This is a genomic window from Pantoea sp. X-Soil-MYKO-1785 (assembly GCF_059730675.1).
Map to the genome: position 1 here is coordinate 144,935 of NZ_AP036001.1, position 24,856 is coordinate 169,790.

Consider the following 24,856-nt stretch of genomic DNA (forward strand, 5'->3'; position numbering starts at 1 on the left):
TATGCCGCAAGGCATACCCTTCATTACCTGTTATTTGATCTGCCCGGGGCAGCAGGGACAACCCTCAACATGTAACGGGTTACGCACCTGGGCCCCGGGTTTACTGCGCAACAACACCGACTGAAAGCTGGGCTTGCGATCGGCGTTCTTTTGGCAGATCGGGCAGGGCGCTGGTTCATCACGCACAGCAACTGAACGGCACAGTTCAAATGTGCCGCAGTCTGTACAGAGATAGTCATAATAAGGCATCGTATTCTCCTACCACTTACCCACTTCACCGCGCGCTATAAAGCGGCCCTGTCCGGTTTTACCCACCCATTGTTCATCACTGACCAAAAGCTCACCACGCAACATCACTTTTTTCACTTTACCCTGCACCTGATGTCCTTCGAACAACGTGAAGTCGACATCGCTATGTTGCGTCGCTGCACTGATAGTGTGTTTTTCATTGGGGTCGAAGATAACGATGTCGGCATCACTTCCCACGGCAATCGTGCCTTTCTGGGGGAACAGACCAAACAGCTTCGCCGGCGCGGTGGACATCAGTTCAACAAAACGGTTTAACGAGATTCGACCACTACGAACACCGCCGTCGTACACAACGGTCATACGAGTTTCAACACCAGGCACGCCATTGGGAATTTTAGAGAAATTATTCGCGCCCAGCGGCTTCTGATTAATTTTTCCTAAGTGCCCCTCTTTCATACAATACGGACAGTGATCGGTAGAAATCAGCTGGAGATCATCGGTCTTCAGTGCCGTCCACAGTGCATTTTGCGCTTCTTTTGAACGCAATGGGGGGCTCATAACAAAGCGTGCCCCGTCAAAGCTGTCGGCTTCATCACTGTCAGCATAGGATGATTCATCAAAGAATAAGTAATGCGGGCATGTTTCCGCAAAGACCGGGATACCCAGGTCACGCGCTTCCACCACATGCTTCAACGCTTCCTTGGCTGAAAGGTGAACAAAATAGACCGGCGCTTCAGCCAGCTCTGCCAGCTTGATCCCTCGATGTGTAGCTTCCCCTTCCAGCAGAGCGGGGCGCGTGAGGGCATGATGACGTGGGGAGGTGTGTCCCTGCGCCAGTGCTTCCTGAATAAGTAACTCCACGATGGTGCCGTTTTCAGCATGCAGCGCCACCATTCCGCCATGCTGACCGACCAGACGCATAGCCTGGAAGATAGCGGCGTCGTCGGACATCACCGTACCTGGATATGCCATAAACATTTTGAAGCTGGAGACGCCCTCATGACGAATGGCATAGCGCATATCCTCCAATACCTGCTTATCCACCTCAGTAATAATGACGTGGAAACCATAATCAATGCTGGCGACGTTATCTGCTTTCGCCTGCGCACGTTCAATTGCTTGTAAAGGGCTGGTGCCATGCTCCTGTAGAGCGAAATCGATAATGGTCGTCGTGCCCCCATAGGCGGCTGAACGAGTCCCAGATTTGAAATTATCGGCTGTCACCGAGGGGCCGAACGTGTTTTCCATGTGGGTATGGCAGTCAACGCCGCCCGGGAACAGCATCATGCCGGCTGCTTCAATGATTTGGCAGGCTGCAACAGGTTGCAGGTTCAGGCCAATACTGACGATCTTTTCATTTTCGACGAGAATATCGGCGTGATAGTCATCCACTGCCGTGATTATCCGCCCACCGCGAATCAGAGTGCTGGTCATGTATTTCTCCGCTTGTGCTTAAGATGTAACGCTAAATGATTGTGCAAACGTCAGCGCTGCCGCTAACCGTTCGAGCTGTGCGTCATCTACAGCAGGCACAGGCGGACGTGGCATCGCATGGGGAAGATGTCCGGCGAGATATAAGCAGGCTTTCAGGCGTGCATTTGCATGGGTTCCTGGCCAGGTGCCGTAAATCTCCTTTGCCAGCGGATAGACAAACTGATGCAGGCGCTGTGCTTCGGACAGATTTTTCTCCTGCACCGCGTTATAGAGCGCTACCACCAGTTCCGGCACCACTGCAGCAAGGCTGACCAGACTTCCGTCAGTACCCAGGGTGAAACACGTCAGGAGATGTTCATCGCCAGAGGCCATCACCGCCACGTGTGGCGCAACTTCACGAACCAGCCGCAGGTTTGCCTCATAGGTTGCCGTTTCCCAGCTCCCTTCTTTAACCGCGACGACATGGGGCAAGCACACAAGCTGTTTGAGTAAAGCGGGAGGATAAGCCATCCCGCCGCAACCGACGCCTGCCTGGTAAAGCATCATCGGCAAACTGGCGTTCTCATTGGCGATTCGATGATGATTAAGTACCGTTTTTTCATCCGTGGAGAGTGTCCAGGAGTAGGGAGGAAAAAGCAGCAGGGCATCAGCACCGGCAGCTTTCGCATCGTCTGCCTGTGCCTGTGCGTCATAGCTGTCTTCAGCGTTGAGACCGGCCACCAGCAGTATCTCCGGTGGGCATACCTGTCGAGCCAGTGTGATTACCCGACGTTTTTCCTCCAGGGTAAGTGCAAAGTTCTCACCCGCATGGCCGTTAATTAACAAGCCACGTATGCCCGGCACCCGCGAAATCTGCTGTAAATGCGCGATGAGGTTCGTTTCATCTATGTGGCGGCCTGATTCATCCATTGGACAGACCGTGGCTGCATACACACCCTGGTAGTGGTGTAACTCTTTCATTTTATTATTAGCCTCTGGATTATTAAGCGACCACATTGTCGGCATTGGGCAGGAGTCGTGAGGGATTAAACAGCGGCATTTCTGGCTGCTGGCCTAATATCTGTTGTGCCAGTAGCTTGCCCATATAAGGTCCGCTGGTATAACCGGAGTGAACGCAACCAATCACATACAGTTCTGGATGTTGTGCAATCGGGCCGATCATCGGCATGGCATCGGCAGTTTCTGATTCCAGCCCCAGCCAGATACGTGAGACCCTGGCGGCAGCCAGTGCCGGGACAGCGTGTTGTCCCAGCCGCAGGTTACCGATCAGGTTCTCAGGGATGGTTTCTCTGCCGCCCAACTCACGTGAACCGATGCCTTGCCAGCCACCACCAATGACCACAGTGCCATTAGCAAATTGCTTCATTGAGAGCAGCCCGTTAGCGATACTCAATACAGAGCGCATAACGGGGGGCATTCTTTCGGTGACAATCAGCTGATTTATCAGTGTTCTGACCGGTATCGTGATGTCCATCATCGCCAGCATAGGCTCCAGCCACACGCCCCCTGCCAACACTAACCGGGAAGCATTGATGCTCTGGCTACGATCTTCAGTGGAAACGCGATAGCCCACTTTTTGCCGTTCAATATGCCCGACCGGGAACTGTTCTATTATGGTCACACCGGCCTCGTGCAGCGCTGAATGAAACGCTCGACCCGTGAGGTAAGCGCTGGCGAAGCCGTCAATCTCACAGAAGGCGGCGGCTTTTATCGAAGCGTTGATGTTGGGATCGACCTTGCTAGCTGCCTGTGGTGAAATCACAGAGATATCTGCGCCAAATTCACGACGTGCGGCGGCCCGCTCCTCCAGCATCGCCACTTCGGCATCCGTAAAGGCAAGGGATAAGCCAGGCGCAGGCGTTGCCAACACCCCCTGACCCAGCCATGTTTCCGGCCGCATCCACATTTCCCAGGCTTTCATTGCATAAGGCACCAACGCTGCCCGGGTCATATGCAGGGTTAACGTTCCGGCATTTACGCCAGATGCGCCCCGGCACAGGGCATTGCGCTCCACAACCGCCACGCGCATCCCGGCTTTCGCAAGAAATAAGGCGGTTGAGCAGCCCATCACGCCGCCACCGACGATACACACATCTAAGTGTTCAGAAGAGATAAGTCCATTCACAGTGGCGCCGCCTTAGGAATAGGAATATCCGCGTAGTCGTACTCGCCGGTCATATCACTGATGGTCAGCGGGCGCAGCGGCGTACGGGGCGAGAAAATCCCGACGGTTTCACGCGTCACGCCCAGTTTTGTTGCTAAAATTTCGGCGGCGATATCACCACAGGTTCTTCCCTGGCATGGGCCCATCCCGCAGCGTGTCCAGGCTTTCAACTGATTAACATCATGCGCTCCCGCCTCTCCAGCCTGTTCAATTTCGGCCCGTGTCACGTCTTCACAGCGGCATACCACCGTATCCGGCGGAATAGCGGTGACGTGCCCCTCACGTAACGCCATCATCGCCGCCATTTTCTGACCAAAAGCCGCGGCCTGCTGCCAGGCTTTATTGATGGTCAGTGCTTCAGAAGCGGAGGAGTCATCACCGCGAAGCAAAACGGCACAGGCCAGGCCGACGCGCTTACCCTGCTCTGTCGCTGCAGCGGCACCCCGAATCCCCGCACCATCACCCGCAACGAACAACCGTTCACGACTGGTCTGACCGTTTTCATCGGTCTGCGCAATCCAGCCCCCTGCGGCACGAGAATAGTGATGTTTTGCGTGCAGTAAGCGCGTGACATCGGAAGAGGGCGTCAGGCCGTGTCCCACGACAACACAATCTACCAGAATCTCAATATGTCGGCCGGTGACAGGGCGGGCCGAGGCATCACAAGGGGCAAGTTCAGCCAGTAACTGCTCACCCTGCGCGGTAACTCTTACCAGCGTATGGCGTGAATAGATCGGAGTTCTGGCCCGCAGGATTGATAGGCTGTAATGCAGACTTTGCTTAAATATGGCCGGACGATTCAGCATCGCAGGCGCGTTTTTAAGCCACTCGCTGCGTGACGAAATATCGACAATCGCTTTCACCATGCCACCGGCCTTAAGGGTTCCACCCGCTACCGCTGCCAGCAAGGGGCCGCAGCCCGCCACAAGCGTGGTTTTACCCGGCAAAGTACGTTGTGATTTGAGTAAGATCGTTGCGGCTGCCAGTCCTATCACCCCCGGGAGCGTCCATCCTTCAAACGGCACCACACGCTCCGTGGTACCGGTAGCCACCAGCAGCATGTGCGTAGTACAGGAAACAGAACCTTCCGGTCCAAGTGCGTCAACACGGTAGTCACCCGTTACCGCCCACACGACATGCCCCAAAAAGGAGCGGACATTGCTTCGTGATAAAGCATCGCGCAGGTTTTCGCCGGTCCTGAATTCAGAGCCATCTATTTTTTGGTCAGACACGATCGGCGCACGGTAAACCTGTCCGCCTGCGGCCTCATTTTCATCAAACAATGCGACACGCAGTCCTTTTGCTGCAGCCATTAACGCGGCGGATACCCCTGCCGGGCCGGCGCCCAGCACAATCAGGTCATAATGATTCATAGGGATCGGTTTCCAGCACTGAATGAACAATCAGGTTTGCCCTGGCCTCAGTTTTGCAAGCTAAAACCCGCTTACCCTCCACCGTGACCAGACACTCCTGACACGAACCCATCAGGCAAAACATTCCTCGAGGCTGATGTAGATGAGGACTAAAGCGCAACGTTCTGACGCCGCTGGAAAAAAGCGCGGCGGCAATACTCTGGCCTGGTAACGCCATATATCCCTGATTGTTGAAAACGAACTGAACGTTTTTTCCTGAAATGTGCTGCATAAAGTCTTCCTTTCTGGTCGACAACTGCTCATTGAGGCTTGACAAGATGGAACGCATGGTATCGTATATCAATCGTATATGTAAAGCATACGAAACTTATATCGTTGGTGATTTGCCAACATCAGGGTAAGCAATCAGTTAATCTCAGGAGTAAAATAATGAATAAAATTAGTATGTTGGGGAGACTGGCTTTGGCAGGTTGCATTGCCAGCGCGTTGATGAGCGCAACAACGGCCAACGCACGACCGCTGGAAGAAATCATGAAATCTAAAACGCTCATCGTGGGCGTTAACCCAAATTTGCCGCCGCTGGGGGTGTATGACGATAAGAATCAGATTTCAGGTTTCGATGCGGCTGTAGCCAAGAAAATTGCCAATGCAATGGGTGTCAAACTGGAGCTGGTTGCGGTTGGGTCGAACGACCGCGTGCCCTTTATCATGTCGGACAAAATCGATGCGGTGATGGGTGGGATGACACGTAATGACGATCGCATGAAAGTGGTGGATTTTACCAATCCGGTTAATACCGAAGTGCTGGGCATACTCACTACCGATAAAAAACCGTTTAAAAAATGGCAGGATTTAAATGACCCGTCCGTAAAAATGGTGCAGGTCCGCGGCACAACCCCAATCAAATATATTCAGGATAATATCCCTAAAGCACAGCTGTTGATCCTCGATAACTACCCGGATGCGGTGCGAGCCATTTCGCAAGGGCGCGCAGATGCTCTGATTGATGTGCTCGATTTCATGCTGGATTACACCAAAAAATATCCGACCAAATGGCAAGTCGTCGATGAGCCTATCGAAGTTGATTATGACTGCATCGCAGTCAGCAAAGGCAACACAGCACTGCGCGAAAAACTCAATACTGAAATTGCCGCCCTTCATCAGTCCGGCTTTATTGGCTCCAGCTGGAATAAATGGTTTGGGCACGCCATGTTGCATGATCCGACCGCCTCGCCAACGAAATACTGAGTTTCGTTTTAATTACATCGGGCGTCCGAAATCTGGGGCGCCCTTGCTTGCCTGAGTGTCTTGCTGATGAACCTGAACTTTTTTCCCATTCTTAACCAGTTGCCATACCTGCTAGGAGGAGCCTGGATAAGCCTGCAACTTGCGGTGCTGGCTTTCGCCCTGGGTATGATAATTGCGATGATCTGTACCAGCATCCTCCGCTATGGTCCGAAGCTGACAGGAAAGTGCATTAATGCCTACGTAATTTTTGCCACTAACACCCCGCAACTGGTGCAGATCTATTTTCTGTTCTTTGCGCTGCCGGAAGTGGGGATTCTACTGTCTCCCTTTACGGCCGTACTGATTGGCGCCACCTTCAATGCCGGTGCCTATTTGTGTGAAATTCAACGTGCCGGGTTTGACTCGGTACGGCGTCTGGAAATCGAAGCTGCGGAAGTATTGGGTTTCTCTCGTATCCAGGTCATTCGATACGTCATTTTTCCCCATGTTATTAAAGTGATGTTCCGTCCACTCTCCAACCAGTTCATCGTCATGACGCTGGGGACCTCGATGGCCTCCATGTTTGGCGTTGAAGAGCTCACCGGTCGTACCTATAACCTGAGTTCACAAACCTATTTGTCAGTGGAATCCTTCTCCGTGGCAGCGGTTATCTATATCGCGATAACTATTCTCGCGACGTTTGCTTTAGCCATTATGGGACGTTATCTGTTCCGGGTCAGGACGGGAGTACTTTGATGGGTTATATCAACTGGGCTGAAATCACCGGACTGTTCTCGTATTACAACCTGCTGCTGTTATTTCAGGGGCTGGGTATCACCCTGGCGCTTTCGGCATTTGGATGCCTGATTGGTTTTCTGGCAGGCTTTGTACTGGCGGTAGCCATTAACACGAAAGCGGCCATTCTTGGGCCAATACGCAGCGTGGTTCACGTTTACTTCTTTATTTTTCGGCGCATTCCCTTTCTGGTGACGTTGTTTCTGGTGTTTTTCATCAGCCAGTACTCCGGACTCCGTTTCTCTACCTTTACCGTCGCGTTGATCAGCGTCTGTATTATCGCCGCCGCCTATCTGGGAGAGATCATCCGAAGCGGACTGGAGTCGGTGCACCCTAATCAGTGGGAAGCCGCAGTGACCCTGAATTTTTCTTACCTGCAAATGCTGCGCCACGTCATCATTCCGCAATCCATGACCGTGGTCATTGCGCCGACCTTTAGCTTCTTCGTCATGTATATCAAAGACACAACGCTGGCTTCGCAGATTGGCGTAATGGAACTGACCTCCGCCAGCAAGATCCTGTCCGATAAGGGCTATTCCGCCACGCTGGTGTATGCCGTCGTCTTAATACTTTATTTCATTGTGTCTTATCCGCTATCGCGTCTGGGTAAGCGTCTGGAGAGAAAAATTGCCACAGCTCGACATCATTAATTTAAAAGCCGCGTATAACGATCAGCCGGTACTGGAGAACGTCACCTTATCCGTTGAGAAGGGCGATATTGTCAGTCTGATTGGTCCTTCAGGCTCCGGCAAAAGTACGCTACTGCGCGTGCTGATGGGATTACTGCTGCCAAAAGAGGGTCAGGTTCTGCTGAAAGACAAACCCGTAAATTACACCAACAGAAGTGAGCTGCGTCAGTTACGTGAGTCCATTGCTATTGTGTTTCAGCAATACAACCTGTTTCAGAATATGACTGTACTGGAAAACGTCATGATCACCCCGACCAAAATTAAAGGGTGGCCAAAGAAGCAGGTGGAACAGGACGCGCGTCGTTTACTGGAACGTGTGGGGCTTTCGCATCGTATTGATGCGTACCCGGACCAGCTTTCTGGAGGCCAGCAACAGCGCGTGGCGATTGCACGTGCACTTGCGTTGAAGCCGACGATATTGCTACTGGATGAGGTGACGGCAGCGCTTGACCCGGAGATGGTGAACGAAGTGCTTGATACCATCCGTGAGCTGGCTTCTGAAGGGATCACTCTGTTCATCGTTTCCCATGAAATGAGTTTTGTTCGTGAGGTTTCATCGAAGGTGGTGTTCATGGCTGATGGCCAGGTGGTTGAAACCGGCTCACCGCAGCAAGTGTTTGATGCGCCAACTCATGAACGCACGCGCCAGTTCGTCAGTAAAATTTTACGTCATTAACAGCAGGAATACCTTTTGGACAAGCATGTTTTCAGTCAGATAAATCCTCCGCAGCGGCTGTTGATGGGGCCCGGTCCGATCAATGCCGATCCACGCGTGTTACGCGCTATGTCGGCACCGCTTATTGGACAATATGACCCTGCGATGACAGCATATATGAACGATGTGATGATGCTGTATCGTTCCGTTTCCCGCACTGACAACCCATGGATGCTCTTGGTCGACGGCACTTCACGCGCCATATCGGCGTATTTATTAAGACCTCCCCGTTTGTAGAAGGTGATGTTTATTACGGCAATGTGGCCAGCGAGAAGCTGTTGCACCCTACGCGGGATACACGGGACATTATCGCTGCAGCCATGAAGACGCTGGATCGCATCTGGATTGGTGGGCATCGCTATGCCAAAGCAGGAATTATGCTGGGTGATTTTTTCCGACTGGCGTGGCGCAGCTGAAACTGTTTTCTGACGAACACCCCCGCGAGAACAGCGAAGCGCTGATGAAAATCATCGACAGCATAAACACCACGGGACTAGGACAGATATGGTTTGCCGGAAAAGGCGTAGATCAGGCCTGGCAGATGAAACGAGAGATATTATCCCCCCGCCTATACCACTCGATGGAAGGATATACCTGTAGCCCGCATTAGCTGACTTCGCCTGCCTCCTGTCATAGGAAAAACAAATGAAAGTTCAATGCTCAAATTTTTATTTCTATCAAAGCTTTATGTGGAATGGAAAGTCTACAAAGTTTAAATAGTACTAAGTTGTCTGGCGGCTCCTGTTCGTAACTGACGGTTTTTGTACGGTGACAGCTTCATCATTTTTTCAGCATGACCACTGGATCAGTTCCCGGCATCTGAAACCGCGTCAGATGTCGCTCCGCAATATCCAGAGCGAACACCCGCGTGTATATCTCGGTAGACTTCGCCTTAGAAATGAAGTTGTTAAATGACAGGCTGTATTGAGAATAGCGATATATGCTCTCTAATCTTTCCGTATTCGCCCGGCGGTCTTTTTAACCTGTCCGCTTTCGTTAGGGTAAATCTTCAGCAGTCCTCTTTTCCAGCTCTATCTCTTCGCGCAGGACATCAATAAGTTCCCTTAGCCCCTGTGGAATACGTCGGTGCCCCGGATAATAGAGGTGCATAGCCGGTTCTATCGGCGCCCAGTCAGGCAGCACGATTATCAGTCTGCCGTCCCGGATATGTTGTGAGACCCGGTTCTCCAGGCAGTACGTAATGCCGGTTCCGGCAAGAGCAAGCTCAATGGCCAGCGTGGTCTCGCTGACGCAAATCTGTCCCGGCACATCAATTGCGCGGTACTCATCACCCTTGCTGAATTCCCATTTGTAGATAATTCCCTGGCCGGTTCTCAGCTGAATGCAGGCGTGGGCGCGCAAATCTTCAGGCGTCACCGGAACAGGGCGATGGTAGAGATAGCGGGGAGAAGCCACGGCAACCCACTTCAGCTCTGCTCCCAGCTTGATGGCAACCAGATCTTCAGGAACGGTCCCGCCGAAACGTATGCCTGCATCAAATCCTTCAGAAACAATATCCACCATTCTGTCATCGACGCTGATTTCTACTTCAACTTCAGGATACTGACTTAAAAATTTCGGCAGATGCCGGGCCATGATAAGCCGGGCACCGTCGCTGAGCACGTTCAGCCGCAGGCGTCCGACCGGTCGATCCCGCATCCGGTTAATTTCGTCCAGGGCGTCACCGATTTCACGAAAGCCAATATCCAGCCTCAGGGCAAGGCTGGCACCTGCTTCGGTCGGGGCCACCGTCCGGCTTGTGCGGTTAAGCAACCGGACTCCAAGACGAGCTTCAAGATTACGCACGGCGTGGCTGAGCGCTGAAGTGGTTATACCAAGCTCAACGGCAGCTTTAGTAAAGCTTCGCAGCCGCTCCACGACACGAAAAGCATTCAAATCCGCCAGATCGCTGCGCGAAAGACGGGAAACAGGTCTGACTGGCATTGGAAAGCCTTACATAGATGAGCTGAATTCAATGCCACATGCAATAGCACTAAATATTACCAGGTTATTGAGATGTTAAGTTTAGTTAAATTCACAAATAGGATGCAAGCGGTACGCTGTGTTTTATGCAACCGTACTGATTTGTTCATCATTCTGGAGCTGAAAGGATGTTTCATATATGGACGCTGCTGCCGGCAGTGTATGTCTGCCTGCGCTTTGTAAAGCTGTTGGGCTTTAACAAAAAAGTGAAGTGCCTGCTTGGATTGATTGTCGTGGCCGGGTGCGAGTTCCACTTAATCAGCCGCCTTATCTTTGGCACCATGTTTTCGCCCGAACTGCCGCAGCCGGTCATGCTCCTCCTGGGATGGATGTTTGGCTGCACGATATTTCTTGCGCTTATGCTGCTGCTTCAGGACATGTATTTTGTTTTCTGCCACCTGTTTTTACGTCGTGCTGTTACAGCCAGATCAGGGATCAGAATGGTAATGCTGGCGGCTGCAGCGCTGCTTTCCGCCGCAGGCGTATATAACGCCATAAAAGTTCCCGCCGTTAATCGTTCAGAGCTGACGCTTCAGAAGCTGCCGCGTGAGTTTGATGGTTTTACCCTCGTTCAGCTGACTGATCTTCATGCAAGCCGCCTCCTGACCCGGTCATGGATGCAAAGCGTAATGGATAAGACAAACACGCTTCATCCCGATCTGATCGTCGTCACCGGGGACATGGCGGATGGCACGGTTGCAGACCGCCGGGCTGCTGTTTCACCGCTGGCTTCCCTTGAGGCACCGTACGGGGTGTATGCCATTACCGGCAATCATGAGTATTACTTCAACGCTGATGAGTGGGTGGAAGAGTACACCCATCTCGGCCTGCGCTTTCTCAGCAACAGTCATGTCCGCCTGACGAAAGGTAATGCCTCCATTGTTCTGGCAGGCGTGACTGATGACGTTGCCCCCGAATATGGAGGTCCGGGACCTGATCTGATGAAAGCTCTCAGCGGGGTGTCCGCAAAAGAGGTGGTGATCCTTCTGGATCACCGGCCGGGTAATGCGTCGGAGAGTGCCATTGCCGGCGTGAGCCTGCAGCTTTCCGGTCACACTCACGGGGGCATGATCCGCGGGCTGGATATAGCGGCAGGCCCCGCTAACAACAACTTTGTTTCCGGACTTTATTCGGTCGGCAATATGGCGCTTTACGTCAGTAACGGAGCCGGGCTGTGGAACGGTTTTCCGCTGCGGCTGGGAAAACCGTCTGAAATAACATTTATTACCTTACGTGCGAAGCAATAAATCAGAGTTTAGTTGAGTTTAATTCAATAACTCACCGGATTTACTTCAACAATGGGCGTAGCTTTCTGGTTTATAGTTTACTTCGCTTCAACTATGCCACTGCATTGTCTCCCTGCCCGGGCGGGCAGGGAGACAACATCAGCCCTTCTGGCTGAAGACTGCTGCTCCTGAGGGGCAGCAGTTTATTTTTTACGGTTCCTGAGACCTGCAGTGAATAACTATTCTGATTTATGGAGACCCTCAGGTTATGACTGAACAAACTGACGGCCAGGTACAAGGACGGGTGAATGCTCCTTCCGGCCTGCTTCCTGCCATGCTTGCTCTTGGTGCTGGCGGCCTTTGTATCGGAACCGGCGAGTTTGCACCGATGAGCCTGCTTCCGGATCTTGCTAAAGGAACCGGTGTTTCAGTACCCGCTGCAGGTGGCTATATCAGTGCCTACGCTGCAGGTGTGGTGATTGGCGCTCCGGCCATTGCCGTGCTGGCCGCGCGCTGGCCGCGCAAGGCGCTGCTGATGGTACTGTTGTTGATTGCACTTACCGGTTACGCTTTCAGCGCTGCAGCCTGGAGCTATCCGACTATGCTCGTCGCCCGCTTCATTGCCGGACTGCCTCACGGTGCCTGGTACGGTGTGGCAGCGCTGGTAGCCGCCTCAATGGTTCCCGCCGGACAGAAGGCGCGCTATATCGGTTATGTCATGCTTGGGCTTGCCGTGGCCAATGTTGCTGGTGTTCCGCTGGTAACCTGGGCCGGGCAGTCACTGGGATGGCGGACGTCGTTTGCGGCGGTATCGGCGGGCCTCGTACTGACCGGTATTATGGTATCGCTCTTTGTCCCGACGGTCCCGGCTGACGGTAAAGCCTCTCCGTTAAAAGAGCTCAGTGCACTGCGCAGTCCGCAGGTGCTGATGACGTTTGCTGTCGCGTCCGTGAGCTTTGCCGGCATGTTCGCCGTTTACAGCTTTATTACGCCGGCGCTGACGGAGGTGAGCGGATTTAAGCTGTCCACAGTCCCGTGGATCCTGGTGCTCTGGGGGGCGGGCATGGTCACGGGGAATATTATTGGCGGCCGGCTGGCCGACAGAGCGCTCATACCGGCTATTTACGGCATGCTGCTCTGGAATCTCGCGATGCTTGCTCTTTTTGCCCTGGTCTCAGAATGGAAAATGCCGGCGCTGATTGCGCTCTTTTTACTGGGGAATGGATTTTCGCTCGTACCGGCACTGCAGTCACACATGATGAATATTGCCGGTGACGCACAGACGCTCGCTTCATCACTCACGCACAGCGCGTTCAATATTTCTAATGCGCTGGGTGCGGCCTTTGGCGGTCTTGCCATCGCGGCCGGCGGTTCCTGGATTTCAACGGGATGGGTCGGCGTAGCCTTTGCCGTCATAGCCCTTGTCCTGATGTACCTCTCAGTTCATATCACCAGAAGGAGTCAGACATGAAAGAATCAGTCATTAAACCAGGCCGCGTCGCGGTCATTACCGGTGCAGCAAAAGGGATTGGTGCCGCAGCGGCACGTCGCTTTGCCAAGGAAGGCATGCGCCTGAGCCTGTTCGACCGTGACTGTGATGCGCTCAAGGCCTTTGCAAAGACGCTGAACGCTGAATACCGCCTGGTCACGGGAGACGTCACGAATGAGCAGGATTTGATACGCCTGCGGGACATGACCCTTGATGCCTTCGGAGAAGTAGCGCTGCTGATGAACAACGCAGGCATTAAGCACGGGGGCGGCCCGTGGGATACACCCGCCGACTGGCGTCTTCAGATTGAATCCAATCTGCTCTCAGTGGTCACCCTGCAGCACCTTTTTATTCCGTTTATGCTGGGCATGAACAAAACGGCGGCCATTGTGAATCTGGGCTCAAAGGAAGGAATCACCACGCCGCCGGGTAATGCGGCTTACAGCGCAGCAAAAGCCGGTATTAAAGTGCTTACCGAACAGCTGGCCCATGAGCTGCTGACCAGTGCAGGTGACAGGGTCACAGCTCATCTGCTGGTTCCTGGTTTTACCTGGACCGACATGAACTTTCCGGGCATGCAGGCGGATAAGGATGAAAAGCCGTCAGAAGCTTGGACGGCAGATCAGGTCATTGATCATTTTATCGAGCACTATGAGAAAGGCGATTTTTACATTATCTGTCCTGATAACGCCGTCAGTCCTGAAATGGATGCAAAGCGTATTGCATGGGCCAGTCAGGATATCATCGAGAACCGACCGGCGCTGTCCCGCTGGCACCCGGAATGGAAGGATGCATTCAGCCAGTGGATGAATAAATAATCTCTGACAGCGTACAGCACCGGACTCGGGCCTGGTTTTGTCGGTCATAGTTGTCCGGACAAGGCAATAAGGATGAAGAATGAATATTGTGCAAAAAGAGATCAGCTATTACTGCGGCGAAACACGGCTGTGTGGCCTGCTCGTTCATGACGCCGATGGCCAGTGCCCACGCCCGGGTGTCGTTCTTGCGCCTAACATGATGGGCATCACAACGTCAAATATCGGACAGGCCATAAGGGTGGCAAAAGAGGGGTATGTTGTGCTGGTCGCCGATTTGTATGGCTTCCAGCCAGTTTCCGCTGAGCAGGCTTCGTCTGCAATGAACGCGCTTAAGGATACGGATGAAGAGCGCAAGAGGATGAAAGCTGCGCTTCAGGCCCTGGCCACCGATCCTCTGACGGATGCGCTCAGGCTGGGAGCAATCGGCTTTTGTTACGGCGGTCACTGCGTGCTGGAGCTTGCCCGAAGCGGAGCTCCGTTGCGGGCTACTGTCTGTATCCACGGAACGCTCAATACTCAGCGTCCTGCCGCCAACGGGGACATTAAAGGACAGATTCTGGTCCTCAACGGAGCAGACGATCCTTTTGTCTCTCCTGAACAATTGGCGCAGTTCAGTCACGAAATGGCTTCTGCGGGTGCAGGCTTTCAGCTGGTCAACTACGCCCGTGCGGTACATTCCTTTACCTATCCACTGGCAGACGTTCCGGGAAGAATGGAATATAACAAGACGGTCAGTAATCACGCCTTCCGGACGGCATTCAGCGTGATGGATGAAGCCTTTTTATAATCACTATCCGGATACGTTTACCGCTCCGGACCGCATCAGGCCAGAACGATTTTTTTCTTCGCTCTCAGCTCGTTAACCATCTCTTCCGGCGCACTGGTATCGGTGATAATAGTATTAATTTTTTTGAGCGTCAGAACCTGATTAAACCCCTTTCACCCAAACTTTGTTGAATCTGTAACCACGATGACCTGCTTTGCCGCAGATGCCATGACTCCGCTGGCTGAGTGGGATATATAACTGGTCGTCAGAAAGGGTTTTACTTCGTCCGACCCGCAGATCGGACGTATAATAATGCCTGAAGAAGCTGATTCAGCAGGGCGGAACTTTATTTTTTGCTGGCTGAACCCGGCTCAGAAATAATGCGGTGACGCTGTGCTTTTTGTGACTCGCTCTGGAGACGATTAAGCACGTCTCCCTCATGCTCCGCTTCATCATTGCCATAAACATATTCGTGACCGCTCATCAGAGCATACCAGGCGCGCTCAGCCACTTCGTGCGGCTTAGTCGTCTGCGAGGCACCTACGCTGGTATCGGACTGGCCGGCATTTTTGAAGAAATTGGTTTCGGTAGCGCCGGGCATCAGCAGGGTCATATTCAGGCCGTTACCTTTCAGCTCATTGCGGATCGCCCAGAAGAAAGAGTTTACAAAGGCTTTGGAAGCACCATAAACGGCTTCAAATGGAATAGGTGCCGTACCCGAGACAGAGGATGTCATCAGAACATGCCCACCGCCGCGCTTAACCATGTCTGGCAGAAAAATTTTAGACAGGTGTACGTAGGAGTCCACATTCAGCCGGATGAGCTGCAGCTCCTTTTCAAGCTCAGTACCTCCGATAAAACGTCCTCCCAGACCCTGACCCGCATTGATAACCAGTGCATCGATGCTGTGACCGGCGTCATCGATCTTCTTCTTGAGTGACTCAACCTGCTCATAACTGCTCAGATCGGCCGAAAGTGCATGTACGCTGCCACCGAACTGACGGAGCTCGTCACAAGCTTTATTCAGTTTCTCTTCATTCCTTGCAACGGCGATAATGTCATAGTCATTTTTAGCAAAGACTTTTGCCAGTTCAAAACCAATCCCGTTTGAAGCCCCGGTAATAAATGCCAGTTTCTTACTCATTATTTTCTCCTCGTTTTCAATAAAGCCCAGTAAGCATGGCATCAAAAATAAGTTTTTGTTCAGTAAAAGAGTGGAAGCATAAAAAAATATGACAATATATGTCTTTTTTGCATTAAATATCATTGAGTTAGATAAGGATGAGTCAGTTTCAATGCAATGTTGAATTAAATGAAATGTTAATACCATTTATTCGTCTAATCTTAATTCGTTATCTTCACTCTGTTTTTATCCATATGAAAAAAATAGATATACGCATTTATTTTCCAGCGTTTATTAAATTCAAGCCCAGGAGTGTTTTAATATGTCGTTAAGTAAAGATACTGTCACAGTGATTACCGGAGCATCTTCGGGTATTGGTGCAGCAACCGCCCGCAGGATTGCGCAGTCAGGTACCCGTATCATCCTGGCTGCCCGCAGCGAAGATAAACTAAAAAAAATATCTGATGAGATTAATGCAGAGGGCGGTAATGCAGAATATCGGGTAACTGATGTAACGGATACAGACGATGTTCGTCAGCTTATCAGCAGCGTTAAAGAAAAATACGGGCGAGTCGATCATCTTATTAATAATGCCGGCCTGATGTTATTTTCTGACTGGGCAGACACAGCCGTAGATGACTGGAACAAGATGATAGATACCAATATTCATGGTTATCTTAATGCTATCGCCGCCACACTGCCGGTATTCCTTGAACAAAAGCGCGGACATATTCTGAACATGAGCTCTGTCGCAGGACTGCATACCGGGGCTTCCAGTGGTGTATACAGCGCAACAAAGTTTTTCATTCGCGGTGTAACCGAAAGCCTGAGAAAAGAAGTTGGAGTGAGTAATGGCATTCAGGTTTCCATGATCAGCCCGGGTGTGATCGACACGGGCTGGGCCGACAAAGTTAATAATAGTAAAGGTAAAGACGCCGCCAAAAAACTTAATGAAATCGCCATTACTCCTGAGCAGGTTGCGGATGCCGTCGCCTATGCGCTCGATAAACCAGAAGATCTCACTATCAACGATATAGTCATACATCCGACACGCCAGGACTGGTGATCCTTTATTTAATAAGCTGCCGAGATTATTACAGAGTCGAATGCACAAGCTATGTGCTCGGGATAATTCTGTTTCCGGAGAGAAAACTACCTTTCATTATTTTTCTCCGGAGGTTCAGTAAGTCCGCCATTTAAATTCACTCCTCAGGATTTCACAGCCTGTAAATTTCCCCGGAACCCCACTTTTTAATTTATGGAGATCGCATAATGTCTGAAGTTTTTTCGCTGGAGACAGAGCAAAAGGTAAAAATTGGTTATTCAACTGAAGGGAATGGGGATAAGGTATTGCTGCTTATCCACGGCTATCCCCAGACCTCACTGGCATGGCGCCATCTGATAAAACCCCTTACAGATGCAGGATTCAAATTGATCATTCCGGATATGCGGGGAGCTGGCAGATCTTCACGCCCCGTTGACGGCTATGACAAGAAAACGCTGGCATCAGACATGGTCAGTATACTGAACGAGCAGGGGGTAACCGGCCCCGTGCATGTCGCAGGTCACGATATTGGCATGATGGTGGCTTTCGCCATGGGCGCTTTTTTTCCTGAACGAGTAAAGAAACTTGTACTTATGGAAGCCCCTCTTCCCGGCACACGTGGCTTTGACGCAGTCAATGCAGATGATTCCCGCTGCTGGCACTTCCATTTTCATCAGGCAAGAGACGTTCCGGAAGCTCTGACGCGGGGAAATGAGGCCTTTTACCTTGAGCGTTTCTTTCACGATCTGGCCTGGGATTATCAGGCAATAGATCCTGCAGCATTTGAACACTATGTCCGGGCCTTCAGCCAGCCAAGTGCCATGCGTGCAGGTTTTGAGCTATACCGCGCCTTTGCCAGAGATGCCGAAGACAATAAAGATTTTATCAGTAAAGGTCAGCTTAAGATGCCGGTACTGGCAGCGACGGGTGAGGGAAGCCACTTTACTAAAATAATGTCGGGCATGATGGCAGAAGTTGCTGAACGCTGGGAGCATGTCGTTATCGGACGTAGTGGACACTGGATCCCTGAAGAAAATCCTGAAGAACTGGTTGCTCATATGTTGATGTTTTTAAAAGCATAAGGGCATTCACTGCCTCCGGGCAACCTGTTTTCAGGCCCTTCCTGAATGCGTTTAAATCACCAGGCCTGAGGCAGGAAAATTTTCTTCAATCGACCAGAAAGAGCAGTTTATATTTTCGCTATATCTGAAAAAAGCATGACAAACATAAAACATCATCATCTTTCTGATCCTGAAATGATGAAAATCGTCAAAACATCAGAGTTCATGGTGTCCGGACACATAACCTGAAAGATTTATCACTCTCCTTTCCCCGTGACGCATTAGTTGTTTAAAGGGAGTACGCAAGGTAATTACGACCTGGTTGCAACTGACAGTGTGGCGTCCTGAGCAGGATCTGATGTGAAAAATGAGACACTTTTTAATTCTTTTTAGGGCGTCGGTCATGCTCTCTCGCCCTGCGCATGCTGGCACAGGGCTTTCACCCAGTGAGCGTCAGGTACGCTCATCTCTGATATAAACGTTTAGCCGGAGGGTTAAGATGAAAAAACCACTTGCACTTGTCACAGGTGGATCTGCCGGAATCGGTCTTGAAATAGCGCGTCTTTTGGCGGCAGATGGTTATGATCTTGTCATTACAGGGCATGGAAAGCGGGTGTTTGATGCAGCAGACGAGTTAAGACAGTCTGGAGCTGAAGTTTTTCCTGTGCAATCCGATCTTTCAACAGAGGAGGGAAACAAAACTGTCCTGGATGTGCTGTACTCCAGGACTCAGGCACCGGACGTCGTAGTGCTTAATGCCGGCATTGCTACCGGTGGGGCTTTCATCGACATTTCTCTTGAGCGACACCTGCAACTTATTGCGCTAAATGTTATCTCGCCAGTGCGAATTGCGCATGCTTTGATTCCTGGTATGATCGCTAAGGGTGGTGGAAAGATTCTGCTGGTCAGTTCGCTTTCAGCAACGACCCCAACTCCGTATGAGGGTGTTTATGGTCCTTCAAAGGCATTCCTGTCATCCTTTGGCTACGGCCTACGTGAAGAACTTTCGGGCACCGGTGTGCAGGTAACTCTCCTTCATCCCGGAGCAACCGCAACCGGATTTCATGCCAGCGCCGGTATGGGTAATACCGGATTTGGAGACAACAGCTGGAAAAACGATCCGGTAATGGTCGCGCGGCAGGGCTATGAGGGAATGAAACGAGGTGAGGCAAGTGTGGTCGGTGGGGATGAAGCCACTCAGGAGGCGGCCCTTGAGCATCTTCGCCTTTCTGAAGAAGAAAAAGCACGACGTCATGCAGTTATGGCGCGGCCAAAAAATTAGTACCGTGAATGTCATATGGTGCAGACTGGCTTCAGCATTTCGTTTTTGAAGGCATAAATGTCGTAAGCCACAGGACTGCAACCGTTCTGCTTTACGTGATGCCAGCCTGCTTCTTATTATTCATCGAATAAAGTTCAGGCTGGCAGTTTATTACCGGATTAAAACCACCTCAGCCTGGTTTCAGGCACCATCAGTCCAGCGATGTTGAGGTTTATAGCCTAAGACGCGCATGGCTTTTTCACTGGAAAGCACTGATTCATTGCCTTTGAACTCTTTTCGACGTTCAGTGCAAGGATAGTATTTTTCCAGTAATTCCTGAGTCGGTGTGTGCATACAGGTGACATCACTGGTGATGAAAAACTCATCTTTTCCACGCACATCGTACTCAAGTGCAAGTTCGACAGACTGCGCAACATCGCGAACATCGACATAGGTCCACATGTTCCAGAGGCGTTGTGTGGGATCATCCTGCCAGGCGTCAAATTTTGCATATTCTTCCGGATTCATAACGTTCGATAAACGCAGACAGGTAATGCGCATATCCGGATTATTCAGGCAGAACTGACGGGCCATTTCTTCACCCAGAACCTTGGTCAGCGCATAAATGCTCAAAGCACGATGCGGATAAGATTCATCGACTGGCACATAAGGTGCCTCCCACTGATCATAGGGTACACCGGTGGCTACTTCACTGGCTGCCCACACGATATTTTTAATGCCCAGACGACGTGAGGCTTCAAATACGTTAAATGTGGCCACCATGTTATTCTGGAACTCTGCTGAGTCCGGGATCATGCGTGGATGCGGGAGACTGGCCAGATGTACAACAGCATCGAAAGCCTGGGGCTCGGCGGTGGCATAAACATCTTCACCTGCAGATGAAAGCGCATCAAGCGTGGCACCAAAATCCTGCAAATCAGCAATCATGGTAGGATCGCTGAATTCATCATTTTTCACCCGATCAATGAGAAAAATATCATAACCGGCATCCTTTAAACGTTTAACAGTGACCTGCCCAATTTTTCCACAAGCCCCGGTGATAGCTACACGTTTTTTCTTATCAGACATCATATTTTCCCTTTCTTCTTTTAAACACGTCATTAAGCATGGCAACAAATGAAGGGTTTTCTTTGAAGGAGGATGTATAGAGCGTTGAGTTTTACTCAACACTCTGTCAGCCTGGATATTACGATATTGATGTGTTATTCAGGAAAAACTGTTTAAGCTCTTCAGCCAGCTTTTCCGGCGCTTCAAGTGCCAGACTGTGACCACATTGTGCAAAAACAACCGACCGCACGGGGCCGATCACACAGGGCTCAATCTGACGCGAAACATGCTCGCCCATAAACTCCTTTGCACCGATCGCCATTACCGGCACAGAGAGCTTTTCACCCCGAAGCCGGTTATTAATCTCTCCATTTTTTATTGTTGCCCGGTATGAATTCAGTACGCCCTTCAGGCCGCCAGGCGCTTCCAGACAGGTGATCCATTCATCCACCGCTTCGGCTTCAAAAGCTGCAGGATTCCATGTCTCCTGCTTCATAAAGTGCCCCCAGTACTCCCGTTCTTTACCGGTTATCAGCATCTCAGGTATATCGGGCAGCCAGAGAAAGGGGATGTGCCATAGCCAGACGCCGTCCTGGTTAAACCGGCGTGAAATATTCTGGCGTGTGAAAGCTGAATGCTCTTCAAGTAAATCGCCGGATAAAAGCATTTCGCAGAACGAAAGCGCCCGGACCTTATCGCGATAAACCGCAGACATGACATAACCGTATTCTGCACCGCGGTCTTCACCATGGATAAAGTAACGGTCATGACCGAGCGTGTGCATCAGATCATCAAGATCGCGGGCATTAGTCAGAGAGTCATAACCCTCTTCTGCGTCAGGCTTATCGGTGTCGCCGAACCCACGCAGGTCGGGAGCAACTATGAAAAAATGCGCCGACAGTAATGGGATCAGCCTGTACCAGTAATAATGAGTTTTAGGCGTTCCGTGTAAGAGAAGAAGCGGTTCTCCCTGGCCTGCCGTCACGTAATGCATACGAATACCATTTACCCGGGCACGGTGATGGGTAACGGCGTCCCCGTTATGATCATAAATCTCAGGCATACAACCTCTGCAGTTTGAATTCTGTTGAACCGGTTGGTGCTGCTTTTCCATTTTATTTACCCGGAAAAGAGCGCTCCTCTAACTGTAGAAGCGGTATGAACGTGGTCATTAACCTGACATCAACGCTTCGTTGCAAATAATTCAACCCGGCCGTTACGGTCAATTCTTCAGGCACTATACTGAGATGCCTGCGCCTCCCGACAGGAATGTCGGTTGAATGAAATTTAAGGGCCAGGAAAAGGGGGTAATCAATCAGGTTGCTTGAGCAGATAATATTACGAAAGCTCGGGCATAGTGGGTTGCTGCTGATGCAGTCTTGTCGTATGTATGAGTTTTAGCTCATATAAACTTTCCTCAAAGAAAAATAAGAACAGATAAACAAAGGGGCTGTTTAACTGACCTGGAACCATACATTGAAAAGAAAATGATTTTGGTGAAGGGTTGAACATAATCAAATGAAAAAGTTAAGTATTTTATACACCCCGTATTTGTTATACGCCATTTGAGTATCCCCTAATGTCTTAACCTGAAATCATCCATATCACCTTTAAGTTTATACCTCAAAGTCATGCCCCTTTTGGTCATAACTTAAAAGGTAGTGGTGCGCTCTCCATTGGTTGATAAACTCTGATGAATTGTCATGCCCGCTTTCTGCGCAATGCAGCCTGAATCATTCGTCAAACCTTACACTCAGCTTTTTCAGCGCCTGTTCAACTTTTTTTTCATCCTGTTCTATAACGGCTTTCTCATCAGGTGTGAGCGGGACTTCTTCAAGATAACGCCTGATAGATGCTTTACTCTCCAGTATCAGCCCGCGCGCGCTGTCTTTCAGCAGGTTAAAATCACAACCTATACATGCCATTCTGTGCGTGCAGCTGCTCCAGAAGGGATTAGTACAGAAAGAGTCGCCCAAATCATAATATGTCGCAGGCCCCGTGAGGCTGGCTGCTGCCGAGTCATGGTTAATCAGCACGCCAAACGCCAGATTGTGGGTTGCAATCCCCACCTCGACGGTCGACAGCATTACAGCGCTGTTTGAAACAGGATGAGGGTGCAGGTTTGCAACCGGGCGCCAGAATAATGTACCGCTGAGAATCTTAATAGTCACCGCGAACAGCGATGCCACCGGTATCCATAAATGAGAAGGAGTACGCAGATCAGGCTCCGGATTGAAGAACTACCAGACTCAGACTGTCTGATAGCTGGTTTGCCCAAAGCCTGGGTTTTTAAACTGATAACGCATGCAGAATTATGAATATATTAGCATTTAATTCTCACATTTTACTATTTATCAAGATGCAAATTATTTTCCTTTTTTACAGCGGATGAGGTGTAGTCACTGGGCGGCACTAATGACAGATGCCTGTATTTATTCTGAAAGATCTTTTTCCTTCTTTGTTATTAGGAATTATGACTACTAGGATTCTGAAAGTTTCTCTTAATTCAGATTTCACTTAAATGATTAATCATACAATTCAATCACTAAGAAGATATTTTCTGGGTTACATATTTTTCCGGGCAAACGATTGCATTGAATATTTTCAGGGATTTGAGTAGTAATAACATTCGTTTGTTTATGGGCTGGTTTGATTTTTGACTTGAGTTTCTGAGATGGAAGGCAGGATATGAAAAGCAACGAACGCTGTGTGGTTGTAATTGGGGGCGATAACATTTTCCATTATGGCCTTTTCAGGCTGATTGAAACTGAATGTATGAGAAAGCACTTATCCGTTCTTTATTATAATGACGTAAGACAATTCCGCTTAAACTTAGCAAGCAGGAATTATGGTAGTTTTCATCTTGCTATCCTGTGCCTGGGATATTACGAATTTTTCCCTTGCTGGTTCAGCACGTTTTTAACGTTATTGCGGAAAACAGAGGGCAATGTTCTGGTATTTACTGACAATCCTAAGCTACTCAGTAAGCGAAAAAAGAACCTGCTAAACCGTGTCTGTGACATGGAATATGTACTGGACATATCCATGCCGGTCGCTTACATCTCATTCCTGCTTGAGCATTATCTGAACAGGAAGCGCGCACTGGCTGAAACCTGTAAAATATCGATGCGTGAGCTCGCCGTTATTGATGGCTTTCTCAACGGTGTTAATGCCGAATGTCACTCATCAAAGCTGGGCATTGAGATCAGGACGCTTTATCAGCACCGGAAAAACTGCGCGAACAAACTCGGTGTCAGAAATCTCAAAGATTTACTCAGGCTTTGATCATCGGGGGGAAGTAACGTGCCCGTCATCAATATTCATAAAATCGACTGGTTCAGGATACTCACAGACATGAGCCGTTCCGGTTACTCGCTGCAGGACATCGCGAACGAACTGGACGTGGTTGCCTCAACGCTCATCGGGTGGAAGAAAGGGGCAAGCCCCCGTCACCATACCGGGGAAGCTCTCATTGAACTGTGGTGTCGGGTAACAGAGAAGGGCAGGCATGAGTTGCCCAAAGAAAAATTTGTTCAGAAATTCATTTTTCACTCGTCGGAACGTGCCAGCCGTCATTCAGAAAAATGAATCCGGACCGACTCATAGTGCCGGTAAGTTTTTACCGGCACAGAGACATGAAGATGAAGCTTGAAAACGTTGTTAAATATCATTGCCCGCGCTCCGCTACGCCCGTTGTTCGCCTTTCATCACTGTCGCCTGAGGCCATGACCGGCAGCGATGTGATGACTGCTCTGGGTATGATGCAGAAACGTGCCCCCCTCGGTTATGCTGCCTTCTCTGGCAAAATGAACCTCAGTCGCTACGACAGTCACCGCGCCATACAATTGCTCGCGATGATTGGCCTGAAGGAGTCTGTGCGTTATCCGGCCCTGTTAAAACTGGATAAGGAAGAACGCATGGCCGTCATCTTTATCATCGCCACCTATGCATTTCTTGATTACTCACGCAGCCCGGATACTGAATTACCCTGTCATGCCTGCAACTGCACCGGACTGCGTAAAGGAAAGCGCTGCAGCAAATGTGAAGGAAAAGGTATTGTTCGTGCAGCGTGTAAAGACTGTAAAGGCCGCGGGCAGTCAGTTAACCGGAGCAAAACCCGGTTTCAGGGTATACCGGTTTATCAGTCCTGTAAGCGGTGTGCCGGACGGGGCTTTGAGCGGCTCCCTTCGGCTGTCGTGTTCAGGGCCGTGTGTCAGGTGACTCAGGCTATCTCGCTGGATACGTGGAACAAAAGTGTAAAGCAACTGCCAGAGTTCCTGATTACAGAGCTGCACAAAGAAGAGGCATGGGCTGAGAAACAGCTTAGATACATCACCCAATAGCACGCTATTTACAGGTCTGTTATCTTA

At 50.5% G+C, this 24,856-nt stretch carries 25 protein-coding genes and 4 pseudogenes; 16 read left to right on the plus strand and 13 right to left on the minus strand.

The features are described 5' to 3' along the window. Positions 1-30: 30 nt before the first annotated feature. The 6 genes from AC6I8D_RS20560 to AC6I8D_RS20585 are packed head-to-tail and all read right to left on the minus strand — an operon-like array spanning position 31 to position 5,491. Positions 31-249 carry an FmdB family zinc ribbon protein gene (locus AC6I8D_RS20560; protein ID WP_497820784.1) on the minus strand — a complete coding sequence of 73 codons (219 nt, stop codon included), beginning with the start codon at positions 247-249 and terminating at the stop codon, positions 31-33. 9 nt (positions 250-258) lie between these two features. Further along, positions 259-1,683: a dihydropyrimidinase gene (gene hydA / locus AC6I8D_RS20565; protein ID WP_497820785.1), complete on the minus strand. Its 1,425-nt coding sequence runs from the start codon at positions 1,681-1,683 to the stop codon at positions 259-261. Positions 1,684-1,701: 18 nt separating this feature from the next. Next, positions 1,702-2,643 (minus strand): dihydrodipicolinate synthase family protein, encoded by a 942-nt coding sequence (locus AC6I8D_RS20570; protein WP_497820786.1) that lies wholly within the window; start codon positions 2,641-2,643, stop codon positions 1,702-1,704. 22 nt (positions 2,644-2,665) lie between these two features. After that, on the minus strand, positions 2,666-3,808 hold the full coding sequence (locus tag AC6I8D_RS20575; RefSeq protein WP_497820787.1) for an NAD(P)/FAD-dependent oxidoreductase: 1,143 nt from the start codon (positions 3,806-3,808) through the stop codon (positions 2,666-2,668). Beyond that, positions 3,805-5,220, minus strand: coding sequence for an FAD-dependent oxidoreductase (locus tag AC6I8D_RS20580; RefSeq protein ID WP_497820788.1), 1,416 nt, complete (start codon positions 5,218-5,220; stop codon positions 3,805-3,807). The genes AC6I8D_RS20575 and AC6I8D_RS20580 overlap by 4 nt, the downstream gene beginning before the upstream one ends. Next, positions 5,207-5,491, minus strand: coding sequence for a (2Fe-2S)-binding protein (locus tag AC6I8D_RS20585; protein ID WP_497820789.1), 285 nt, complete (start codon positions 5,489-5,491; stop codon positions 5,207-5,209). Before AC6I8D_RS20585 ends, AC6I8D_RS20580 begins: the two co-directional genes overlap by 14 nt. Positions 5,492-5,649: 158 nt before the next feature. Here AC6I8D_RS20585 and AC6I8D_RS20590 point away from each other — a divergent pair, with 158 nt between their 5' ends. From AC6I8D_RS20590 to AC6I8D_RS20615, 6 genes and pseudogenes are all read left to right on the plus strand, one after another. Continuing rightward, the gene (locus AC6I8D_RS20590; RefSeq protein WP_497820790.1) at positions 5,650-6,468 is read left to right on the plus strand and encodes a transporter substrate-binding domain-containing protein; all 819 of its coding nucleotides are present in this window, start codon (positions 5,650-5,652) and stop codon (positions 6,466-6,468) included. Positions 6,469-6,534: 66 nt separating this feature from the next. Continuing rightward, a complete protein-coding gene (locus tag AC6I8D_RS20595; RefSeq protein ID WP_497820791.1) occupies positions 6,535-7,203 on the plus strand; it encodes an amino acid ABC transporter permease in 669 nt (222 codons plus the stop codon). Next, positions 7,203-7,892, plus strand: a complete 690-nt coding sequence (locus AC6I8D_RS20600; RefSeq protein ID WP_497820792.1) for an amino acid ABC transporter permease — start codon at positions 7,203-7,205, stop codon at positions 7,890-7,892. Before AC6I8D_RS20595 ends, AC6I8D_RS20600 begins: the two co-directional genes overlap by 1 nt. Next, positions 7,870-8,607: an amino acid ABC transporter ATP-binding protein gene (locus tag AC6I8D_RS20605; protein WP_426768581.1), complete on the plus strand. Its 738-nt coding sequence runs from the start codon at positions 7,870-7,872 to the stop codon at positions 8,605-8,607. Before AC6I8D_RS20600 ends, AC6I8D_RS20605 begins: the two co-directional genes overlap by 23 nt. A gap of 15 nt (positions 8,608-8,622) precedes the next feature. Beyond that, a pseudogene (locus AC6I8D_RS20610) lies at positions 8,623-8,865 on the plus strand (alanine--glyoxylate aminotransferase family protein); the annotation flags it as partial. After that, a pseudogene (locus AC6I8D_RS20615) lies at positions 8,826-9,260 on the plus strand (DUF4113 domain-containing protein); the annotation flags it as partial. The pseudogenes AC6I8D_RS20610 and AC6I8D_RS20615, both read left to right, overlap by 40 nt. A 166-nt stretch (positions 9,261-9,426) precedes the next feature. Here the strand turns inward: AC6I8D_RS20615 and AC6I8D_RS20620 are convergent. Next, positions 9,427-9,531, minus strand: a pseudogene (locus tag AC6I8D_RS20620) (phage integrase family protein); the annotation flags it as partial. Positions 9,532-9,642: 111 nt separating this feature from the next. Beyond that, complete coding sequence (locus tag AC6I8D_RS20625) at positions 9,643-10,590, minus strand: LysR family transcriptional regulator (RefSeq protein ID WP_497820793.1); 948 nt, start codon at positions 10,588-10,590, stop codon at positions 9,643-9,645. Between the two features lie 167 nt (positions 10,591-10,757). Here AC6I8D_RS20625 and AC6I8D_RS20630 point away from each other — a divergent pair, with 167 nt between their 5' ends. From AC6I8D_RS20630 to AC6I8D_RS20645, 4 genes are all read left to right on the plus strand, one after another. Then, positions 10,758-11,876 (plus strand): metallophosphoesterase, encoded by a 1,119-nt coding sequence (locus tag AC6I8D_RS20630; RefSeq protein WP_497820794.1) that lies wholly within the window; start codon positions 10,758-10,760, stop codon positions 11,874-11,876. A 247-nt stretch (positions 11,877-12,123) separates the two neighbouring features. Further along, positions 12,124-13,326 carry an MFS transporter gene (locus AC6I8D_RS20635; RefSeq protein ID WP_497820795.1) on the plus strand — a complete coding sequence of 401 codons (1,203 nt, stop codon included), beginning with the start codon at positions 12,124-12,126 and terminating at the stop codon, positions 13,324-13,326. Next, entirely contained in the window at positions 13,323-14,162 is an 840-nt protein-coding gene (locus AC6I8D_RS20640; protein WP_497821053.1) for an SDR family NAD(P)-dependent oxidoreductase, read from the plus strand. The genes AC6I8D_RS20635 and AC6I8D_RS20640 overlap by 4 nt, the downstream gene beginning before the upstream one ends. A gap of 79 nt (positions 14,163-14,241) precedes the next feature. Next, a complete protein-coding gene (locus AC6I8D_RS20645; RefSeq protein ID WP_497820796.1) occupies positions 14,242-14,949 on the plus strand; it encodes a dienelactone hydrolase family protein in 708 nt (235 codons plus the stop codon). A gap of 325 nt (positions 14,950-15,274) precedes the next feature. On the opposite strand, the gene AC6I8D_RS20650 is transcribed toward AC6I8D_RS20645, so the two are convergent. Further along, positions 15,275-16,072 (minus strand): SDR family NAD(P)-dependent oxidoreductase, encoded by a 798-nt coding sequence (locus AC6I8D_RS20650; protein ID WP_497820797.1) that lies wholly within the window; start codon positions 16,070-16,072, stop codon positions 15,275-15,277. Between the two features lie 301 nt (positions 16,073-16,373). Here AC6I8D_RS20650 and AC6I8D_RS20655 point away from each other — a divergent pair, with 301 nt between their 5' ends. From AC6I8D_RS20655 to AC6I8D_RS20665, 3 genes are all read left to right on the plus strand, one after another. After that, positions 16,374-17,117 (plus strand): SDR family oxidoreductase, encoded by a 744-nt coding sequence (locus AC6I8D_RS20655; protein ID WP_497820798.1) that lies wholly within the window; start codon positions 16,374-16,376, stop codon positions 17,115-17,117. Positions 17,118-17,323: 206 nt separating this feature from the next. Continuing rightward, positions 17,324-18,178, plus strand: a complete 855-nt coding sequence (locus AC6I8D_RS20660; protein WP_497820799.1) for an alpha/beta fold hydrolase — start codon at positions 17,324-17,326, stop codon at positions 18,176-18,178. 478 nt (positions 18,179-18,656) lie between these two features. After that, positions 18,657-19,439 (plus strand): SDR family NAD(P)-dependent oxidoreductase, encoded by a 783-nt coding sequence (locus tag AC6I8D_RS20665; RefSeq protein ID WP_497820800.1) that lies wholly within the window; start codon positions 18,657-18,659, stop codon positions 19,437-19,439. Positions 19,440-19,619: 180 nt separating this feature from the next. On the opposite strand, the gene AC6I8D_RS20670 is transcribed toward AC6I8D_RS20665, so the two are convergent. The 4 genes and pseudogenes from AC6I8D_RS20670 to AC6I8D_RS20685 form a co-directional block, all read right to left on the minus strand. Beyond that, positions 19,620-20,507: an NAD-dependent epimerase/dehydratase family protein gene (locus AC6I8D_RS20670; RefSeq protein ID WP_497821054.1), complete on the minus strand. Its 888-nt coding sequence runs from the start codon at positions 20,505-20,507 to the stop codon at positions 19,620-19,622. 118 nt (positions 20,508-20,625) lie between these two features. Beyond that, positions 20,626-21,600 (minus strand): alpha/beta fold hydrolase, encoded by a 975-nt coding sequence (locus tag AC6I8D_RS20675; protein WP_497820801.1) that lies wholly within the window; start codon positions 21,598-21,600, stop codon positions 20,626-20,628. Between the two features lie 619 nt (positions 21,601-22,219). Beyond that, positions 22,220-22,534: a site-specific recombinase gene (locus AC6I8D_RS20680; protein WP_497821055.1), complete on the minus strand. Its 315-nt coding sequence runs from the start codon at positions 22,532-22,534 to the stop codon at positions 22,220-22,222. Continuing rightward, positions 22,517-22,681: pseudogene (locus tag AC6I8D_RS20685) on the minus strand (sodium-independent anion transporter); the annotation flags it as partial. The gene AC6I8D_RS20680 and the pseudogene AC6I8D_RS20685, both read right to left, overlap by 18 nt. A gap of 493 nt (positions 22,682-23,174) precedes the next feature. Between AC6I8D_RS20685 and AC6I8D_RS20690 the strand changes: the two are divergent. Genes AC6I8D_RS20690 through AC6I8D_RS20700 form a run of 3 tightly spaced genes read left to right on the plus strand, consistent with a single transcriptional unit; the run spans position 23,175 to position 24,829 of the window. Continuing rightward, positions 23,175-23,771: a helix-turn-helix transcriptional regulator gene (locus AC6I8D_RS20690; protein WP_497820802.1), complete on the plus strand. Its 597-nt coding sequence runs from the start codon at positions 23,175-23,177 to the stop codon at positions 23,769-23,771. Positions 23,772-23,789: 18 nt separating this feature from the next. Continuing rightward, positions 23,790-24,074 (plus strand): hypothetical protein, encoded by a 285-nt coding sequence (locus AC6I8D_RS20695; RefSeq protein ID WP_497820803.1) that lies wholly within the window; start codon positions 23,790-23,792, stop codon positions 24,072-24,074. 47 nt (positions 24,075-24,121) lie between these two features. Beyond that, entirely contained in the window at positions 24,122-24,829 is a 708-nt protein-coding gene (locus AC6I8D_RS20700) for an antitermination protein Q (protein WP_497820804.1), read from the plus strand. The last annotated feature ends 27 nt before the right edge of the window (positions 24,830-24,856 follow it).

Excerpts from the sequence above, each read along its gene's own strand:
- AC6I8D_RS20660 (WP_497820799.1), top strand. The coding sequence starts at position 17,324 with ATGTCTGAAGTTTTTTCGCTGGAGACAGAGCAAAAGGTAAAAATTGGT.
- AC6I8D_RS20600 (WP_497820792.1), top strand. The coding sequence starts at position 7,203 with ATGGGTTATATCAACTGGGCTGAAATCACCGGACTGTTCTCGTATTAC.
- AC6I8D_RS20595 (WP_497820791.1), top strand. The coding sequence starts at position 6,535 with ATGAACCTGAACTTTTTTCCCATTCTTAACCAGTTGCCATACCTGCTA.
- AC6I8D_RS20655 (WP_497820798.1), top strand. The coding sequence starts at position 16,374 with ATGTCGTTAAGTAAAGATACTGTCACAGTGATTACCGGAGCATCTTCG.
- AC6I8D_RS20585 (WP_497820789.1), bottom strand. The coding sequence starts at position 5,491 with ATGCAGCACATTTCAGGAAAAAACGTTCAGTTCGTTTTCAACAATCAG.
- AC6I8D_RS20590 (WP_497820790.1), top strand. The coding sequence starts at position 5,650 with ATGAATAAAATTAGTATGTTGGGGAGACTGGCTTTGGCAGGTTGCATT.
- AC6I8D_RS20670 (WP_497821054.1), bottom strand. The coding sequence starts at position 20,507 with ATGTCTGATAAGAAAAAACGTGTAGCTATCACCGGGGCTTGTGGAAAA.
- AC6I8D_RS20675 (WP_497820801.1), bottom strand. The coding sequence starts at position 21,600 with ATGGAAAAGCAGCACCAACCGGTTCAACAGAATTCAAACTGCAGAGGT.
- AC6I8D_RS20570 (WP_497820786.1), bottom strand. The coding sequence starts at position 2,643 with ATGAAAGAGTTACACCACTACCAGGGTGTGTATGCAGCCACGGTCTGT.
- AC6I8D_RS20560 (WP_497820784.1), bottom strand. The coding sequence starts at position 249 with ATGCCTTATTATGACTATCTCTGTACAGACTGCGGCACATTTGAACTG.
- AC6I8D_RS20630 (WP_497820794.1), top strand. The coding sequence starts at position 10,758 with ATGTTTCATATATGGACGCTGCTGCCGGCAGTGTATGTCTGCCTGCGC.
- AC6I8D_RS20640 (WP_497821053.1), top strand. The coding sequence starts at position 13,323 with ATGAAAGAATCAGTCATTAAACCAGGCCGCGTCGCGGTCATTACCGGT.
- AC6I8D_RS20665 (WP_497820800.1), top strand. The coding sequence starts at position 18,657 with ATGAAAAAACCACTTGCACTTGTCACAGGTGGATCTGCCGGAATCGGT.
- hydA (WP_497820785.1), bottom strand. The coding sequence starts at position 1,683 with ATGACCAGCACTCTGATTCGCGGTGGGCGGATAATCACGGCAGTGGAT.
- AC6I8D_RS20645 (WP_497820796.1), top strand. The coding sequence starts at position 14,242 with ATGAATATTGTGCAAAAAGAGATCAGCTATTACTGCGGCGAAACACGG.
- AC6I8D_RS20625 (WP_497820793.1), bottom strand. The coding sequence starts at position 10,590 with ATGCCAGTCAGACCTGTTTCCCGTCTTTCGCGCAGCGATCTGGCGGAT.
- AC6I8D_RS20635 (WP_497820795.1), top strand. The coding sequence starts at position 12,124 with ATGACTGAACAAACTGACGGCCAGGTACAAGGACGGGTGAATGCTCCT.
- AC6I8D_RS20700 (WP_497820804.1), top strand. The coding sequence starts at position 24,122 with ATGAAGATGAAGCTTGAAAACGTTGTTAAATATCATTGCCCGCGCTCC.
- AC6I8D_RS20580 (WP_497820788.1), bottom strand. The coding sequence starts at position 5,220 with ATGAATCATTATGACCTGATTGTGCTGGGCGCCGGCCCGGCAGGGGTA.
- AC6I8D_RS20650 (WP_497820797.1), bottom strand. The coding sequence starts at position 16,072 with ATGAGTAAGAAACTGGCATTTATTACCGGGGCTTCAAACGGGATTGGT.
- AC6I8D_RS20690 (WP_497820802.1), top strand. The coding sequence starts at position 23,175 with ATGAAAAGCAACGAACGCTGTGTGGTTGTAATTGGGGGCGATAACATT.